The following is a 15,979-nucleotide window of genomic DNA, read 5'->3' on the forward strand; positions in this document are numbered from 1 at the left end:
AGGATAACTCTTATGGCGAAAACGAGCGCAGTTGAAAAGAACAAGCGCCGCCGCAAACTGGTTGCCGGCCACGCCTCCAAGCGCGCGGCCCTCAAGGCAATCATCATGAACCAGTCGTTGCCGATCGAAGAGCGGTTCAAGGCCACCCTCAAGTTGGCCGAGCTGCCTCGCGACGGGTCGAAGACCCGCATCCGCAATCGCTGTGAAGTCACTGGCCGTCCGCGCGCCTACTATCGCAAGCTTCGCATGTCGCGTATCGCGCTTCGCGAACTGGGCAATCTCGGCAAGGTGCCGGGCGTGGTCAAGTCGAGCTGGTAAGGAGACGGGCACATGGCAATGACTGATCCTTTGGGCGATATGCTCACCCGTATCCGCAACGGCGCTGCTCGCCGCAAGTCGAGCGTTTCGACGCCGGCTTCCAAGCTCCGCGCGCGCGTCCTGGATGTCCTTCAGTCCGAAGGCTACATCCGCGGATACTCCGAGGTCGAATTCGGCAACGGCAAGTCCGAGCTGAACATCGAGCTGAAGTACTATGAAGGCGCATCTGTGATCCGCGAGATCGCGCGTGTTTCCAAGCCGGGCCGCCGGGTTTATGTCTCGGTCAAGTCCATTCCGCAGGTCGCGAACGGCCTCGGCATCACCATCCTTTCGACCCCGAAGGGCGTGATGGCCGATCATCAGGCACGCGAACAGAATGTTGGTGGCGAGATTCTTTGCTCGGTCTTCTAAGGCCGGGCAGATCTCCATAGCGAACAGACAGGTAAAAAAATGTCTCGTATCGGTAAAAAGCCCGTTCCGGTTCCGGCAGGCGTCACGGCTAGCGTCGATGGCCAGAAGGTAACGGCGAAGGGTCCGAAGGGCGAACTGTTCTTCGTCGCAAACGACGAAGTTTCGGTAAAGCTCGAAGATAACACGGTTGTCGTTCAGCCGGTCAATCAGAGCAAGGATGCTCGCTCGAAGTGGGGCATGTCCCGCACGATGATTGAGAACATCTTCAAGGGCGTCAAGGACGGCTACGAGCGCAAGCTCGAAATCAACGGCGTCGGTTACCGTGCGTCGATGCAGGGCAAGAACCTGCAGCTGGCGCTCGGCTTCAGCCACGACGTCGTCTACCAGACGCCGGAAGGCATCACGATCGCTGTGCCGAAGCCGACGGAAATCGTCGTTTCCGGCATCAGCAAGCAGCAGGTCGGCCAGGTGGCCGCGGAGATCCGCGAATACCGTGGCCCCGAGCCCTACAAGGGCAAGGGCGTCAAGTATGCCGAGGAGCGGATCGTCCGCAAAGAAGGCAAGAAGAAGTAAGGATCACGCGAAATGGCTAGCAGGAAAGATACTCTTGTGCGTCGCGCCAGCCGCGTGCGCCGTCAAATCAAGGCGGTCGCCAATGGCCGTCCGCGCCTGTCGGTTCATCGCTCGTCGAAGAACATCTATGCGCAGATCATCGACGATGTCGCCGGCAAGACGATTGCCGCCGCATCGACCCTCGAAGCGGATATCAAGTCTGCGTTGAAGACTGGCGCCGATACGGCTGCAGCCGCGGCTGTCGGCAAGCTCATTGCAGAGCGCGCTTCCCAGGCGGGCGTCAAGGACGTTGTCTTTGACCGTGGCGCCTTCATCTACCACGGCCGCGTCAAGGCGCTGGCCGAGGCAGCTCGCGAAGGCGGCCTGAACTTCTAAGGTTCTTCGCCCGGGCAGCAATGTCCGGGCGAAATCCCGCCTCGCACCCCATGGCCGCTTCGATTTCCAAGGAAGCGAGGCGGCTTTCGTCAATCTGCCGATTGCACCCGGAAAAGAAAAAGGAAGAGGACAATGGCACAAGAAAGAAGAGGCTCGCGCGAAGATCGCCAGAGCCGCGAAGAGCGCGACAGCGAATTTGTCGATAAGCTCGTCGCAATCAACCGCGTCGCCAAGGTGGTGAAGGGCGGTCGTCGTTTCGGTTTCGCCGCTCTCGTCGTCGTCGGCGACCAGAAGGGCCGCGTTGGCTTTGGCCATGGCAAGGCACGCGAAGTGCCGGAAGCCATTCGCAAGGCTACGGAAGCTGCAAAGCGCGACCTGATCTTCGTGCCGCTTCGCGGCGGTCGCACGTTGCATCACGATGTCAACGGCCGTCACGGCGCCGGCAAGGTTCTGCTGCGCTCGGCCAAGCCCGGTACCGGTATCATCGCCGGCGGCCCGATGCGCGCCGTCTTCGAAACGCTCGGCGTCCATGACGTCGTCGCCAAGTCGACCGGCTCGTCGAACCCCTACAACATGGTTCGCGCGACCTTCGACGCGCTCAAGAACCAGATGCACCCGAAGGACATCGCGGCACAGCGCGGCATGAAATACGCCACGCTCCAGTCTCGTCGCGTTGCCGCCGGCGCTGCTTCCGAAGAATAAGGGAGCTGACAGATGGCTAAGAAAGAAGTTGCCAAGAAGACGGTTACCGTCGAGCAGATTGGTAGCCCGATCCGCCGTCCGGCCGTACAGCGTCAGACGCTCATCGGCCTGGGCCTCAACAAGATGCACCGGGTGCGCACGCTGGAGGATACTCCGGCCGTTCGCGGCATGATCCGGGCCGTCCAGCACCTCGTTCGCGTCGTCGACGAGAAGTGAGGGGGATCCAGAAATGAAACTGAACGAAATCAAGGACAACGAAGGCGCGACCAAGAGCCGCAAGCGCTTGGGTCGCGGTATCGGTTCTGGCTCCGGCAAGACCGGCGGCCGTGGCGTGAAGGGCCAGAAGGCTCGTTCGGGCGTCTCGATCAATGGCTTCGAAGGCGGCCAGATGCCCATCTACCGCCGCCTGCCGAAGCGCGGCTTCAACAACATCTTCGCCTCGGAATATGTTGTCGTATCGCTGGGCCGGATCCAGGCTGCCGTTGACGCCAACAAGCTCGATGCGTCGAACACCATCGATGCGGCGGCCCTCAAGGCTGCAGGTGTCATCCGCCGCACCAAGGACGGTGTCCGGGTTCTGGCCGACGGCGAACTGAAGGCGAAGATCTCGCTCGAGGTTGCCGGCGCTTCGAAGTCGGCGGTCGAGAAGATCGAAAAGGCTGGCGGCTCGATCAAGCTGCTCGCAGCAGCCGCCGCTGAATAATATTACGACAAACCGCCCGGGGTGCTTCACGCCGGGCGGTTTTGCTCCCATATGTGAGCCTCACGTCCGAGCGCGGCGAATCGCCTGCCGCGACGCGACACAACGGAAACCGCGGTGAGGCATCCGATTGCAGCGACAATCGCCTCGCGTCAGGTTTTCGGCAAAGAAGACTTTTTCATTCCGGAGCCGGACTGTGCCGCCGCTCCCGGGATTCGGCACGCGGAGAATTGCATGGCTTCTGCAGCGGAACAGCTCGCCTCGAACCTGAATTTCTCGACTTTCGCCAAAGCGGAAGATCTGAAGAAACGACTCTGGTTCACCCTGGGTGCGCTCCTGGTTTACCGTCTTGGCACCTATATCCCACTGCCCGGCCTCAATCCGGAAGCCTTCGCCCAGGCCTTTCAGGGGCAATCAGGCGGCATTCTCGGCCTGTTCAACATGTTTGCGGGCGGCGCGGTTGAGCGCATGGCGATCTTCGCGCTCGGCATCATGCCCTATATCTCCGCCTCGATCATCGTTCAGCTGATGACGTCGGTCGTTCCGGCGCTCGAGCAGCTGAAGAAGGAAGGCGAGCAGGGGCGCAAGGTCATCAACCAGTATACCCGCTACGGCACGGTGCTTCTAGGCACGATGCAGGCCTACGGCATCGCCGTTGGCCTTGAAAGCGGCAGCGGCCTCGTGAACGATCCGGGCTGGTTCTTCCGCATTTCGACCGTCATTTCGCTCCTCGGCGGCACGATGTTCCTGATGTGGCTCGGCGAGCAAATCACGTCGCGCGGCATCGGCAACGGCATCTCGCTCATCATCTTTGCCGGCATCGTCGCGGCCCTGCCGTCGGCCCTGGCCGGAACGCTGGAACTCGGCCGGACCGGTGCGCTGTCGACGCCGCTGATCCTGGTGATCATCGTGATGGTGGTTGCTGTAATCGCGCTGATCGTCTTCGTCGAGCGTGCGCAGCGCCGTCTGCTGATCCAGTATCCGAAACGGCAGGTCGGCAACCGCATGTTCCAGGGAGATACGTCGCATCTGCCGCTCAAGCTCAACACTTCGGGCGTAATTCCGGCGATCTTTGCGTCATCGCTCCTATTGCTGCCTGCGACGGCTGCAGGCTTCGCCAATACCGCGACTCTGCCCGACTGGGCAACGACCATCGTCGGCGCGCTTTCCCACGGACAGCCGCTCTATATGGTTTTCTATGGCGCGATGATCGCGTTCTTCGCCTTTTTCTACACCGCGATCGTCTTCAATCCGAAGGACACTGCCGACAATCTGAAGAAGCACGGGGGCTTCATTCCGGGGATTCGCCCCGGTGAGCGCACCGCCGAATATATCGACTACGTGCTGACGCGAGTCACCGTCGTCGGCGCGCTCTATCTGGTTTTCGTCTGTATCCTGCCTGAGATCCTTATCTCGCAGACCGGCGTGCCGTTCTACCTTGGTGGTACGTCGCTTTTGATTGTTGTCAGCGTAACCCTTGATACTGTAGCACAGATTCAGGGTCACCTCATTGCCCAGCAGTATGAGGGGCTGATCAAGAAGTCGAAGCTGCGCGGAGGAAAGAGGGGACGATGAGACTTATTTTTTTGGGACCGCCGGGCGCTGGCAAGGGAACGCAGGCCAAGCTTCTGACGGAGAGATACGGCATTCCTCAGCTTTCCACCGGAGACATGCTCCGCTCCGCCGTCGCCCAGGGGTCCGAAGTCGGCAAGCGTGCGAAAGCGGTTATGGATGCGGGGCAACTCGTCTCCGACGAGATCGTCAATGAAATCGTCTCCGACCGCATCGATGCTCCGGACTGCACCAGGGGCTTCATCCTCGACGGCTATCCGCGCACGGTTCCGCAGGCCGTCGCACTTGACCGGATGCTCGAGCAAAAGGGCATGAGGCTCGACGCGGTCATCGAACTCAAGGTCGACGAAGGCGCTCTTGTGCGGCGCATGGAGAATCGCGTAGCGGAAACCGTGGCGGCGGGCGGAAACGTCCGTTCCGACGACAATCCGGAAGCCTTCCGGCGCCGGTTGGAGGAGTATCGGGCGAAGACCGCGCCGCTTTCGGCCCATTACGCAGGCACCGGTCGGTTGAAGACGGTGGACGGCATGGCTGATGTCGAGACGGTCAGCGCCGAGATCGAGAAGATTCTGGCCTAGGCTGTTGCCTTTGCCAAAATGGAAACGCCGGGGAGTTGACTTTTCCGGGCGATTCCTCCAAAGACAGCGTCAACTCGCGATATGAGAAGCGATCGGCGCGGTCTTCAAGACAACGAAGTCCGGGTACGGTCGTTTTTGACATGTCTCGAACCTCGATCAACGAGCGGCTCTTCGTGGTCGCGTAACGAAGCACCTATTGCCGGATGGCAACTGGAACGCAAGGAGAATAGACGTGGCACGTATCGCTGGCGTCAATATCCCGACGGCAAAGCGCGTGGTCATCGCGCTGACGTATATTCACGGGATCGGCACGAAATTCGCACAGGAAATCATCGAGAAGGTCGGTATTCCGGCTGATCGCCGCGTGCATCAGTTGACGGACGCCGAGGTCCTTCAGATCCGTGAAACGATCGATCGTGACTACCAGGTCGAAGGTGACCTGCGTCGCGAAACCTCGATGAACATCAAGCGTCTGATGGATCTAGGCTGCTATCGCGGTCTTCGCCATCGTCGTGGCCTGCCAGTGCGCGGTCAGCGCACGCACACCAATGCACGCACCCGCAAGGGTCCGGCAAAGGCGATCGCCGGTAAGAAGAAGTAATTTCCCGAAAAGGGGAAACGGGAGGCTGGCGCACGCGCCGGCCTCCTTTTGCAGTTTGGGAAGGGCAAGTGTCCGACCGTCGCGAGTGCCGCTAGCGGTCTTGCGAAATGCCCGCGACGCTGGTGCGCCGGCTGTCGCGTAATTGAAGTGCAGGGCAGGGGACGAACAATCCTTTTCCCGGTGGAGCCGCTGGAATTACGGCGGTGCAGAGATCTTAAGAAAGGGATCCTATGGCCAAGGAAGCCACCCGCGTTCGCCGTCGCGAGCGCAAGAACATCACGTCTGGCGTCGCACACGTCAATTCGTCGTTCAACAACACGATGATCACCATCACCGACGCGCAGGGCAATGCCATTGCCTGGTCGTCCGCCGGTGCGAAGGGTTTCAAGGGTTCGCGCAAGTCGACCCCGTTCGCCGCGCAGATCGCCGCTGAAGATTGCGCCAAGAAGGCCCAGGAACACGGCATGAAGTCGCTGGAAGTGGAAGTCTGCGGCCCGGGGTCCGGTCGCGAATCCGCTCTGCGGGCGCTGCAGGCTGCGGGCTTCATGATCACGTCGATCCGCGACGTGACCCCGATCCCGCACAACGGCTGCCGTCCGCGCAAGAAGCGCCGCGTCTGACCATTTGGATTTGAACATTTCCGGCGAGGGCGCTGATGCGCTCTCCCGGACTTCGGGGCTCGGTTGTCACGATTGGATGGTGGCAACGAACGGAAGGCAGAAAACATGATCCAGAAAAATTGGCAGGAACTGATCAAGCCGAACAAGGTGGAGTTTTCCTCCTCGGGCCGCACCAGGGCAACGTTGGTTGCGGAACCGCTTGAGCGCGGCTTCGGTCTGACCCTCGGCAACGCGCTCCGCCGCGTGCTTCTGTCGTCGCTTCGCGGTGCTGCCGTCACGGCAGTACAGATCGACGGCGTACTGCACGAGTTCTCCTCGATCCCGGGTGTTCGGGAAGATGTGACGGACATCGTGCTCAACATCAAGGAAATCGCCATCAAGATGGATGGCGACGACGCAAAGCGCATGGTCGTGCGCAAGCAGGGTCCTGGTGTCGTGACGGCCGGTGATATCCAGACGGTTGGCGATATCGAGATCCTCAACCCGAACCATGTGATTTGCACCCTCGACGAGGGTGCTGAAATCCGCATGGAGTTCACCGTCAACAACGGCAAGGGCTATGTCCCGGCCGACCGCAACCGTTCCGAAGACGCGCCGATCGGCCTTATCCCGGTCGACAGCCTGTATTCGCCGGTCAAGAAGGTCTCCTACAAGGTTGAAAACACCCGTGAGGGCCAGGTTCTCGACTACGACAAACTGACCATGTCGATCGAGACCGACGGCTCCGTCACGGGTGAGGACGCGATCGCGTTCGCGGCCCGCATTCTTCAGGACCAGCTCTCGGTCTTCGTCAATTTCGAAGAGCCGCAGAAGGAAACCGAGGAAGAGGCCGTCACCGAACTCGCCTTCAACCCGGCACTTCTCAAGAAGGTCGACGAACTGGAGCTTTCCGTCCGTTCGGCCAACTGCCTGAAGAACGACAACATCGTCTATATCGGCGACCTCATTCAGAAGACGGAAGCGGAAATGCTCCGTACGCCGAATTTTGGTCGCAAGTCGCTCAACGAGATCAAGGAAGTTCTCGCTTCCATGGGCCTGCATCTCGGCATGGAAGTGCCGTCCTGGCCGCCGGAGAACATCGAAGATCTCGCCAAGCGCTACGAAGACCAGTACTAAGGCCGCACGCGTTCGAAAGAACGCGTAAAGCTGGCCTTAGAAATTTTAACTGCGTATATGTCTCATCGTCTTGAGCCTTCGGCTCTCAGCGGAATATACGCCTCTATTAGACTGCGGGCGGATGCCTGCAAGTAAAGGAGAATAGCCATGCGCCACGCTAAAGCCGGTCGCAAGCTGAACAGGACTGCCAGCCACCGCAAGGCGATGTTTGCCAACATGGCAGCTTCGCTGATCGAACACGAACAGATCGTGACGACCCTGCCGAAGGCGAAGGAAATCCGTCCGATCGTCGAGAAGCTCGTCACGCTCGGAAAGCGCGGCGATCTGCATGCCCGCCGCCAGGCGATCTCGCAGATCCGCGACGTTGCGGTCGTCTCGAAGCTATTCGATGCGATTGCATCGCGCTACGCCACCCGCAACGGCGGCTACCTGCGCATCATGAAGGCTGGTTTCCGCCACGGCGACAATGCGCCGCTCGCTGTCATCGAGTTCGTTGACCGCGACGTCGACGCCAAGGGTGCAAAGGACCGCGCTCGCGTCGCCGCCGAAGCGGAAGAAGCAGAAGCAGCCTAATCCAGCTTTGAGGGTTGGAAGAGTCGAAGCGGCCGGGTGATGCCTCACCCGCCCGCTTTCTCCGTTGTGGGGTGGTGCGGCCTTGCAATGCCGCTACGCTGTCGCCTCCAGCGGAGGTAAGGCATCCTGATCGGCCGCCAGGCCAGAAGCAGCGCGACAAGGGCGATGTAGAGCATCTGCTCCGGCCCTACGATCTTGACCGACATCGCGAAATGCAGGGCCCCCGCCGCGGCGATGAGATAGACGAGCCGGTGGAGCTTGTTCCAGCGTTGGCCGAGTTTGCGGATCGACCAGTTGTTCGACGTCAGCGCGAGAGGAATAAGCAGGACCAAGGCCGTCATCCCGATGGTGATGAAGGGGCGGCGAGCGATATCGGCGACGATCGCCGGAAAGCGCAACATCTGGTCGAGCAGCATATAGGCGAGGAAGTGCATCAGCACGTAATAGAAGGCGAGCAGCCCGAGGGCGCGGCGGTATCTTAGCCAATTCAGGCCGAACAGATCGCGGATGGGCGTGATGGCGAGGGTGGCCACCAGGAAACGCAGCGCCCAAAGGCCGAGCAGGTGTTCGAATTCCTTGACCGCGTTTCCGGGCAGTTGACCGGTGGCGCCGAGATAGAAGGCCAACGCTGCCGGCATGAAACCGACGGCGTAGAGAGCCCAGACCGACGGACCATGCAGTCGCTTGGGCAGGGTGGGAAGGACGGCCATCATCAGAAATTCGCTGCCAGATCCATGCCGGCATAAAGGCTCGCGACCTCGTCGGCATAACCGTTGAAGGGAAGCGTATCGCGCCGGTTGGAGCCGAAGAAGCCGCCTTCGCCGATGCGGTTCTCCGTGGCCTGACTCCAGCGTGGGTGGTCGACGGCCGGGTTCACATTGGCGTAGAAGCCGTATTCGCTCGGCGCGGCGAGATTCCAGGTGCAGGGAGGAACTGTCTCGGTGAGCGAGATGCGCACGATCGATTTGATGCCCTTGAAGCCGTATTTCCAGGGCACGACCAGACGAACCGGTGCGCCATTCTGGTTCGCCAGGGTCTTGCCATAGAGACCGACGGCAAGGATCGTCAGCGGGTGCCGGGCTTCGTCGAGCCGCAGGCCCTCGCGATAGGGCCAGGGCAGGGGTTGGAACAGGCCGGACTGGCCGGGCATTTCCTCCGGCCGAACGACGGTCTCGAAGGCGACATATTTGGCGCTGCCAAGCGGCTCGACCTTGTCGAGGAGTGTGGCCAGCGGAAAGCCGAGCCAGGGGATCACCATCGACCAGGCCTCGACGCAGCGCATGCGGTACACGCGCTCCTCGAGCGGAAAGCCGAGGAGTTCCTCGATACCGAATTCGCCCGGCTTGGCGACGAGGCCATCGATTTTGACGGTCCATGGCGTAGGTTTGAATGCGCCCGACCGGGCGGCTGGATCTGCCTTGCCCGTGCCGAATTCGTAGAAGTTGTTGTAGCTCGTGACGTCCTCTTCCGGCGTCAGGGCCTCGTCTACCCTGTAGGGGCTTGCAGCCGCCTTCAGCGCCGCTGCATTTACCGGCCGGGCCGCAAGCGTCAGGCCGGCGGCCGCCGCGAGAAAGGCGCGCCGATCAAGGAAGAAGCGTTCCGGCGTGATCTCGGAGGCGGCGATCCGCGGCGGGCGGTAATGAGGCATTTCGGTTCCCCGGCGTTGAATGTTGGTGCAATCAGATGACCAAAGTTTAGCTCATTCGGAAAGAGGGGCCAGACCACGTTTTCGTGCATGTCGCGTGAGCCGCGCGGCTGTCGGCAGGTTCCTGCGCATCGGCCCGAAAATCGGACCCGATTATCGGAAAGAGTAACGGCGTCCGTTGTGCGCCCCAAGGGCGCCTCGATCGGCACTGAGCGAGGTTTTGCGCTTGTGCATCGGGCCAGTGGACGCAGCGGCCGTGCGTTTGCCTTTTTTCTCGCGAAATCCTATCTGAACCTCGTACATGCCGCCCGAACTGTTTGGGGGAGTGTCCATGGAAAGACCAGCGTCCGGGGCGCGCCCGCCGAATGCGGCGCGCTTCCACGGGAATGAAAGGGAGAATGCTTCATGATATTTGGCGGTCGGGTTCTGTCGGCTCTTGTCCTTGCAATCGCCATGTCGAGCTCCGCCGGGGCGCAGGACGCCAAGGTCGTTCCCCAATCCCGCGTCGAAATGCAACTCTCCTTCGCGCCGCTGGTCAAGCAGACGGCGAATGCCGTGGTCAACGTCTATGCCGAGCGGGTCGTGGAGCGGCGCTCGATATTTTCCGGAGATCCCTTCTTCGAGGAATTCTTCGGCCAACGCATGCCTAATCGCAGCGAGAAGCAGTCGTCGCTCGGATCGGGTGTGATCGTCGGCCGCAATGGCGTCATCGTGACCAACAACCACGTCATCGAAGGCGCCGACGACATCAAGGTGGCACTTGCGGATGGGCGTGAATTTCCCTGCAAGATCGTGCTCAAGGACGATCGCCTCGATCTTGCGGTGTTGGAGATCCAGGCGGACGGCCCGTTCGATGTCGTTCCGATCGGCGATTCGGACGCGGTCGAGGTGGGTGACCTTGTCCTGGCCATGGGTAATCCGTTCGGCGTCGGGCAGACCGTGACAAGCGGCATCGTTTCGGCGCTCGCCCGCAACCAGATTTCCAACGGCGATTTCGGCTTCTTCATCCAGACCGATGCAGCCATCAACCCGGGGAACTCCGGCGGCGCCCTGATCAACATGAACGGCGAGCTGATCGGCATCAACACAGCCATCTTCTCGCGCGGCGGCGGCTCCAATGGCGTTGGCTTTGCGATTCCCGCCAATTTGGTCAAGGTCTTCGTCGCTTCGGCGGAAGGCGGGGGCGGCTCTTTCATTCGTCCCTTTGTGGGTGCTACGTTCGAACCGGTCACCTCGGATATCGCGGAAGCACTCGGGCTCGATCGAGCCCGCGGCGCATTGGTCACGGCGGTGCTGCCCAATGGTCCGGCCGCACATGCCGGGCTGAAGCCCGGGCAGGTGGTGACGTCGGTCAACGGGATTGCGGTCGAACATCCCGATGCCCTCGGCTACCGACTGACGACAGTGGGAATCGGCCATGAGGCGCGCGTGACGGTCGCGGACCATGGGAAGGCGCACGACATCACCTTGAAGCTGGAGCGGGCGCCGGAAACCGAGCCGCGCGACGAAAGGCTGATCGAGGGCAGGAATCCTTTCGCCGGCGCGATCGTGGCCAATCTGTCGCCGCGGTTGGCGGAGGAACTGCGCATGCCGACCTCCTCGCAGGGTGTCGTCGTCGCTGCGGTCAATCGCGGTTCGCCGGCGGCGCGAATCGGGCTCGCGCCAAAGGACATCGTCCGTTCGGTGAATGGGGTGACCATCGACAGCTCGAAGATGCTTGAGAGCGTCGTTGCCGAAGAGGCCTCCTTCTGGCGCGTCGAGATCGAGCGCGACGGCCAGATCATTCGTCAGTTTTTCCGATGAGCGACCTCTTTTCCCCGCATGAACCGCCGGAAATGGCCTCGGCAAGACCGCTTGCCGATCGACTGAGGCCGAAGACGCTCGCTGAGGTCACCGGACAGGAGCACTTGACGGGCGCCGACGGTACGCTCACGCGGATGATCGCCTCCGGCTCGCTCGGCTCGATGATCTTCTGGGGCCCGCCCGGCACGGGCAAGACGACGGTGGCGCGCCTGCTCTCAGGCGAGGCGGGGCTCGCCTTCGAGCAGATCTCGGCGATCTTCTCCGGTGTAGCCGATTTGAAGAAGGTCTTCGAAGCCGCCCGGACCCGGCGCATGTCCGGGCGTCAGACGCTGCTGTTCGTCGACGAGATCCATCGCTTCAACCGTGCCCAGCAAGACAGCTTCCTGCCGGTCATGGAAGACGGTACGGTGATTCTCGTCGGCGCCACCACGGAGAATCCGTCCTTCGAACTCAACGCCGCGCTTCTGTCGCGAGCGCGGGTGCTGACCTTCAAGCCGCATGACGAGGCGAGCCTGGAGGAGCTGTTGACGCGGGCGGAGACGGCCGAGAGCCGGCCGTTGCCGCTCGACCCCGACTCGCGCGCGAGCCTGATCCGCATGGCGGACGGGGACGGCCGGGCCGTGCTGACGCTGGCGGAAGAGGTCTGGCGCGCAGCCCGCAAGGACGAAATCTTCGATGCCAAGGCACTCCAGGAGATCGTCCAGCGCCGCGCGCCCGTCTACGACAAGGGCCAGGATGGCCACTATAATCTGATCTCGGCGCTTCACAAATCCGTGCGCGGCTCCGACCCGGATGCCGCACTCTATTATCTCTGCCGCATGCTCGATGCCGGCGAGGATCCGCTCTATATCGGGCGACGGCTGGTGCGCATGGCGGTCGAAGATATTGGCCTTGCCGACCCGCAGGCACTGGTGATCTGCAATGCGGCCAAGGACGCCTATGATTATCTCGGCTCGCCGGAGGGGGAACTGGCGCTGGCACAGGCTTGCGTCTATCTCGCGACCGCGCCGAAGTCGAATGCCGTCTATACCGCCTACAAGGCGGCGATGCGGTCGGCAAAGGAAAACGGCTCGCTGTTGCCGCCGAAACATATCCTCAACGCCCCGACAAAGCTTATGAAGGGGGAGGGCTACGGCGACGGCTATCGCTATGACCACGACGAACCGGACGCCTTTTCCGGGCAGGATTACTTCCCGGAAAAAATGGGACGACAGACGTATTACGATCCGCCGGAGCGCGGTTTCGAGCGCGAGATCCGCAAGCGCGTCGAGTGGTGGGCGAAGGTTCGGCGCGAGCGGAACTCCTGACGTTATTAACTCTGCCGACGGTGCAGGGCAGGCCTGCGATCGATTGTCTTGCGGCCGTCGATAAACCTGTGCGATAGCTAAGCCTCGATTGCAGACGGCTGCACGGATCGGGATGATTGATCCTAACCTCCGCGGGGACGGCCTCGCTCCAGACGAAGGAGTTGAAAATGGCCTGGTTCACCCTGCTGCTCGCCGGAATTCTCGAAATCGGCTGGGCAATCGGCCTCAAATACACGGACGGATTCACGCGTTTGGTTCCGACAGTGTTCACGGCCGGCTCGATGGTCCTGAGCATGGCTCTGCTCGGCATCGCCGTCCGTTCGCTGCCGCTCGGTACGGCCTATGCGGTGTGGACCGGTATTGGAACCGTCGGAACAGTGGTTCTCGGCATCGTTCTGTTCGCTGAGCCCGCCAACGCCGTTCGCCTCGGCTGCATCGGTCTCATCGTCGTGGGCATTGCAGGCCTGAAGCTCGTTGCCTGACTGCGCGTGATGTATGAGGCACTTGCCGTTGCCACAGGGCCTGCTCTATCTCAGCGCCTCCAGCACGGCGGCGGCGGCCCGCATCTCTTGCCAGCGGTTCTCACGCCGTTGGATAGCCTCCCCGTCGGTGCCCCAATGTTCGATCTGCCAATCCTCGTCGACATGGGCGGCCGCCCAGGCGTCCTGCGTCGACAGGCGGCCGCTTGCAAATGCGAGCGCCAGCATTGCCGATCCCGTCAGAGCGGTGATCGTGTGCAGGCAGGCGAGACCAAGCGGGGTCGCGAAGGCGCGCAGGGCATCGGCAAATGCCGAGATCGCCTCGGGCGGCTGTTCCTGATGGATGACGCCTTCTGCCAGGATGAAACGGGCGCCGAGCGATTGGGCGGCCCAGTCGAGCACGGGGTTCCAACTATCATTCTGCCGCTTCACCAGCCCCTCGGGACTATCGGCGCGGTAGCAGAGGAGATCGCTGCCGGCGAAGCGCAGAATATCGTCGAAGACGGCGCGCTGGTCGAGCGCGACGCCGTCGATCGCCGTGTTGACCAGGCGGGTCAACGGCATGGCGGGCGGATTGATGACCTCGCCCTGCGCGTCCCATTCGGCCGCCAGAAGCTCCGCAAGCTTGCGCGTCGGCACGGCCAATGGCCGCCTGGCCGGCGTCCGTACGCTCCTTCCGTCCAGGAGCACCGCATGGCCGCTATCCGCTGGAGCAACGCTGACTTCCTTGTAGAAGCGCTTCGCCAGGGGCTTGTGCATCTGGATCTGGGCGCGCCGCACCGGGTCCTCATGGGTGAGGGCGCTTTGCAATTCGTCGCGAATATCAGGCATGGCTTGCCTCCATCCATTCGATTATGTCGGCCGGCACATGGGCGATGTGGTCGGCACCGGCCTCGATCAGCGCCGGTACGCTGGCGTAACCCCAGGAAACCCCGAGAGCACCGGCGCCGGCCGCCTTGGCCATTTGCATATCATAGATCGCGTCGCCGATGACGATCGTGTTCTTCGGGTCGACGCCCGCTTCCGCGCAGCACTCCACCACCATGGCCGGGTGGGGTTTCGAAGGACAGTCGTCGGCAGTGCGCGAGACGTAGAAGAGCTTATCGAAACCGTGCGCCTCGGCGATGTGGCTAAGCCCGCGTCTCGATTTTCCGGTGACGGCGCCGATCAACAGCCCGTCTCGGCCTGCCAGGCTCTCCACCATGTCCGCAATGCCCGGGAAAAGGGCTTCCTGCAGATGTCCTTCGCCGCGCACCGAAGTGAAGATTGTCTTGTAATGCGCCGTCATCGCCGTGATTCGGCCATCAATGCGACTCTGATCCATAAGACGGGCAATCGCGATGTCGAGCGTCAGCCCGATGACCGCGCGCGTCGCCTCGGCCTGCGGTCGCGGAAGTTCGAAGGCGTCGAAGGTGCGGCCCATCACTTCGTGAATCAGCCCGGCGCTGTCGACCAGCGTTCCGTCGCAATCGAAGAGCACCAGTTTCATCAATCCTCCTCGCCGGCGGTGTTCTCGTCGAAGCCAAGCAGGTTCCAGCTCTGCACCATATGCGGCGGCAGCGGAGCGGTGATCCTCAGCCGGCCGCCGTTCGGATGCGGAATGTCGATATGCCGGGCGTGCAGGTGCAGCCGATTCTGAATGCCGCCGGGAAAGGCCCAGTTGATGTCGGCTTCGAAATATTTCGGATCGCCGATGATCGGATGGCCGATATGCGCGGCGTGGACGCGCAGTTGATGCGTGCGGCCGGTATAGGGTTCCATCTCGAGCCAGGCCAGATTCTGGCCCGCCTGTTCGATGATGCGATAATAGGAGATCGCGTGGTCGGCGCCCTCGTCGCCGTGCTTGGCGATCCGCATGCGATCGCCATCGGGCGTCTGCTCCTTGACCAGCCAGGTGGAAATCCGATCTTCGCGCTTGCGCGGAACGCCCTTGACGAGCGCCCAATAGCTCTTCTTGGTATCGCGTTCGCGGAAGGCGGCGGTCAGCTGCTGTGCGGCGCCGCGGGTGCGGGCGATGACGAGCACGCCGGAGGTGTCGCGGTCGAGCCGATGGACGAGCCGCGGCTTTTCGCCCTTCTGGCTTGTCCAGGCTTCGAGCATTTTGTCGATGTGCCGGCTGACCCCCGAACCACCCTGAACTGCAAGCCCCGCCGGCTTGTTGAGAACGATCACCTTGGCATCCTCGTGCAGCACCATGCGTGACAGCAGTTCGGCATCGGAGGAGTTGCGCAGGTCGCGTCCGGCGATCGGTCCGGACTTGCTGTCCTTGGGATCGACGCCAAGCGGAGGAATGCGGATTGTCTGTCCCGGCTGGACGCGCGTGTCGGATTTCGCACGCGCGCCGTCGACGCGGATCTGGCCGGAGCGCAAGAGCTTCTGCAGCGGCCCGAATCCCAGTCCTGGGAAATGTACCTTGAACCAGCGGTCAAGGCGCATCCCCGCCTCATCGCTGTCCACCTGCCTGTGTTCAATGCCTGCCATCTGCGCGATCCGCTTCCATTTAATCAGCAAGGCTCTACCCCATTGCGACCGCCAGAGCCAGCCCGCAGCATTCGCCCGCATGCGAATGGCCAAAACCATTCGTTAAGCGGCGGCCGCTACGATCG

At 62.0% G+C, this 15,979-nt stretch carries 21 protein-coding genes; 16 read left to right on the top strand and 5 right to left on the bottom strand.

All coding sequences use genetic code 11. The annotated features are described in order from the left end of the window. Positions 1 to 12 precede the first annotated feature (12 nt). The 13 genes from rpsN (at position 13) to rplQ (ending at position 8,139) form a co-directional block, all read left to right on the top strand. Positions 13 to 318, top strand: a complete 306-nt coding sequence (gene rpsN / locus AC4P1R_RS05020; RefSeq protein ID WP_066875649.1) for a 30S ribosomal protein S14 — start codon at positions 13 to 15, stop codon at positions 316 to 318. A 12-nt stretch (positions 319 to 330) separates the two neighbouring features. Beyond that, complete coding sequence (gene rpsH / locus AC4P1R_RS05025) at positions 331 to 729, top strand: 30S ribosomal protein S8 (protein ID WP_069457930.1); 399 nt, start codon at positions 331 to 333, stop codon at positions 727 to 729. 39 nt (positions 730 to 768) lie between these two features. After that, the gene (gene rplF / locus AC4P1R_RS05030; protein ID WP_069457929.1) at positions 769 to 1,302 is read left to right on the top strand and encodes a 50S ribosomal protein L6; all 534 of its coding nucleotides are present in this window, start codon (positions 769 to 771) and stop codon (positions 1,300 to 1,302) included. 12 nt (positions 1,303 to 1,314) lie between these two features. Further along, a complete protein-coding gene (gene rplR, locus AC4P1R_RS05035; RefSeq protein WP_151611126.1) occupies positions 1,315 to 1,677 on the top strand; it encodes a 50S ribosomal protein L18 in 363 nt (120 codons plus the stop codon). A gap of 132 nt (positions 1,678 to 1,809) precedes the next feature. Then, entirely contained in the window at positions 1,810 to 2,379 is a 570-nt protein-coding gene (gene rpsE, locus AC4P1R_RS05040; protein ID WP_069457927.1) for a 30S ribosomal protein S5, read from the top strand. A gap of 12 nt (positions 2,380 to 2,391) precedes the next feature. Further along, a complete protein-coding gene (gene rpmD, locus AC4P1R_RS05045; RefSeq protein WP_026617379.1) occupies positions 2,392 to 2,595 on the top strand; it encodes a 50S ribosomal protein L30 in 204 nt (67 codons plus the stop codon). 13 nt (positions 2,596 to 2,608) lie between these two features. Further along, the gene (gene rplO, locus AC4P1R_RS05050) at positions 2,609 to 3,082 is read left to right on the top strand and encodes a 50S ribosomal protein L15 (protein WP_069457926.1); all 474 of its coding nucleotides are present in this window, start codon (positions 2,609 to 2,611) and stop codon (positions 3,080 to 3,082) included. A 231-nt stretch (positions 3,083 to 3,313) separates the two neighbouring features. After that, a complete protein-coding gene (secY, locus tag AC4P1R_RS05055) occupies positions 3,314 to 4,654 on the top strand; it encodes a preprotein translocase subunit SecY (RefSeq protein ID WP_069457958.1) in 1,341 nt (446 codons plus the stop codon). After that, positions 4,651 to 5,229 carry an adenylate kinase gene (locus AC4P1R_RS05060; RefSeq protein ID WP_069457925.1) on the top strand — a complete coding sequence of 193 codons (579 nt, stop codon included), beginning with the start codon at positions 4,651 to 4,653 and terminating at the stop codon, positions 5,227 to 5,229. Before secY ends, AC4P1R_RS05060 begins: the two co-directional genes overlap by 4 nt. Before the next feature lie 232 nt (positions 5,230 to 5,461). Next, positions 5,462 to 5,830 carry a 30S ribosomal protein S13 gene (gene rpsM / locus AC4P1R_RS05065; protein ID WP_014328076.1) on the top strand — a complete coding sequence of 123 codons (369 nt, stop codon included), beginning with the start codon at positions 5,462 to 5,464 and terminating at the stop codon, positions 5,828 to 5,830. A gap of 230 nt (positions 5,831 to 6,060) precedes the next feature. Beyond that, positions 6,061 to 6,450, top strand: coding sequence for a 30S ribosomal protein S11 (gene rpsK, locus AC4P1R_RS05070; RefSeq protein ID WP_003536496.1), 390 nt, complete (start codon positions 6,061 to 6,063; stop codon positions 6,448 to 6,450). 105 nt (positions 6,451 to 6,555) lie between these two features. Then, positions 6,556 to 7,566 carry a DNA-directed RNA polymerase subunit alpha gene (locus tag AC4P1R_RS05075; protein ID WP_069457924.1) on the top strand — a complete coding sequence of 337 codons (1,011 nt, stop codon included), beginning with the start codon at positions 6,556 to 6,558 and terminating at the stop codon, positions 7,564 to 7,566. A 147-nt stretch (positions 7,567 to 7,713) separates the two neighbouring features. Continuing rightward, positions 7,714 to 8,139, top strand: a complete 426-nt coding sequence (gene rplQ / locus AC4P1R_RS05080; RefSeq protein ID WP_071023160.1) for a 50S ribosomal protein L17 — start codon at positions 7,714 to 7,716, stop codon at positions 8,137 to 8,139. A 44-nt stretch (positions 8,140 to 8,183) separates the two neighbouring features. Here the strand turns inward: rplQ and msrQ are convergent, their stop codons facing one another. Both msrQ and msrP read right to left on the bottom strand, forming a co-directional pair. Beyond that, positions 8,184 to 8,849 (bottom strand): protein-methionine-sulfoxide reductase heme-binding subunit MsrQ, encoded by a 666-nt coding sequence (msrQ, locus tag AC4P1R_RS05085; protein WP_492177721.1) that lies wholly within the window; start codon positions 8,847 to 8,849, stop codon positions 8,184 to 8,186. A gap of 2 nt (positions 8,850 to 8,851) precedes the next feature. Continuing rightward, positions 8,852 to 9,787 (bottom strand): protein-methionine-sulfoxide reductase catalytic subunit MsrP, encoded by a 936-nt coding sequence (gene msrP, locus AC4P1R_RS05090; protein WP_492177467.1) that lies wholly within the window; start codon positions 9,785 to 9,787, stop codon positions 8,852 to 8,854. 402 nt (positions 9,788 to 10,189) lie between these two features. Here msrP and AC4P1R_RS05095 point away from each other — a divergent pair, with 402 nt between their 5' ends. From AC4P1R_RS05095 to sugE, 3 genes are all read left to right on the top strand, one after another. After that, positions 10,190 to 11,587: a DegQ family serine endoprotease gene (locus AC4P1R_RS05095; protein ID WP_069457921.1), complete on the top strand. Its 1,398-nt coding sequence runs from the start codon at positions 10,190 to 10,192 to the stop codon at positions 11,585 to 11,587. Next, positions 11,584 to 12,894: a replication-associated recombination protein A gene (locus AC4P1R_RS05100; protein ID WP_492177468.1), complete on the top strand. Its 1,311-nt coding sequence runs from the start codon at positions 11,584 to 11,586 to the stop codon at positions 12,892 to 12,894. Before AC4P1R_RS05095 ends, AC4P1R_RS05100 begins: the two co-directional genes overlap by 4 nt. Positions 12,895 to 13,061: 167 nt before the next feature. Further along, a complete protein-coding gene (sugE, locus tag AC4P1R_RS05105) occupies positions 13,062 to 13,376 on the top strand; it encodes a quaternary ammonium compound efflux SMR transporter SugE (RefSeq protein ID WP_492177469.1) in 315 nt (104 codons plus the stop codon). 45 nt (positions 13,377 to 13,421) lie between these two features. Here sugE and AC4P1R_RS05110 read toward each other — a convergent pair whose 3' ends face one another. From AC4P1R_RS05110 to AC4P1R_RS05120, 3 genes are read right to left on the bottom strand one after another with little or no spacing between them, the layout of a single operon-like run. Beyond that, positions 13,422 to 14,204, bottom strand: coding sequence for an ATP12 family chaperone protein (locus tag AC4P1R_RS05110; protein WP_151611130.1), 783 nt, complete (start codon positions 14,202 to 14,204; stop codon positions 13,422 to 13,424). Continuing rightward, entirely contained in the window at positions 14,197 to 14,862 is a 666-nt protein-coding gene (locus tag AC4P1R_RS05115) for an HAD-IA family hydrolase (protein WP_151611131.1), read from the bottom strand. The genes AC4P1R_RS05110 and AC4P1R_RS05115 overlap by 8 nt, the downstream gene beginning before the upstream one ends. Beyond that, the gene (locus AC4P1R_RS05120; protein WP_069457956.1) at positions 14,862 to 15,854 is read right to left on the bottom strand and encodes an RluA family pseudouridine synthase; all 993 of its coding nucleotides are present in this window, start codon (positions 15,852 to 15,854) and stop codon (positions 14,862 to 14,864) included. Before AC4P1R_RS05120 ends, AC4P1R_RS05115 begins: the two co-directional genes overlap by 1 nt. Between the last annotated feature and the right edge of the window lie 125 nt (positions 15,855 to 15,979).

The organism is Sinorhizobium sp. Y406, from assembly GCF_058732025.1.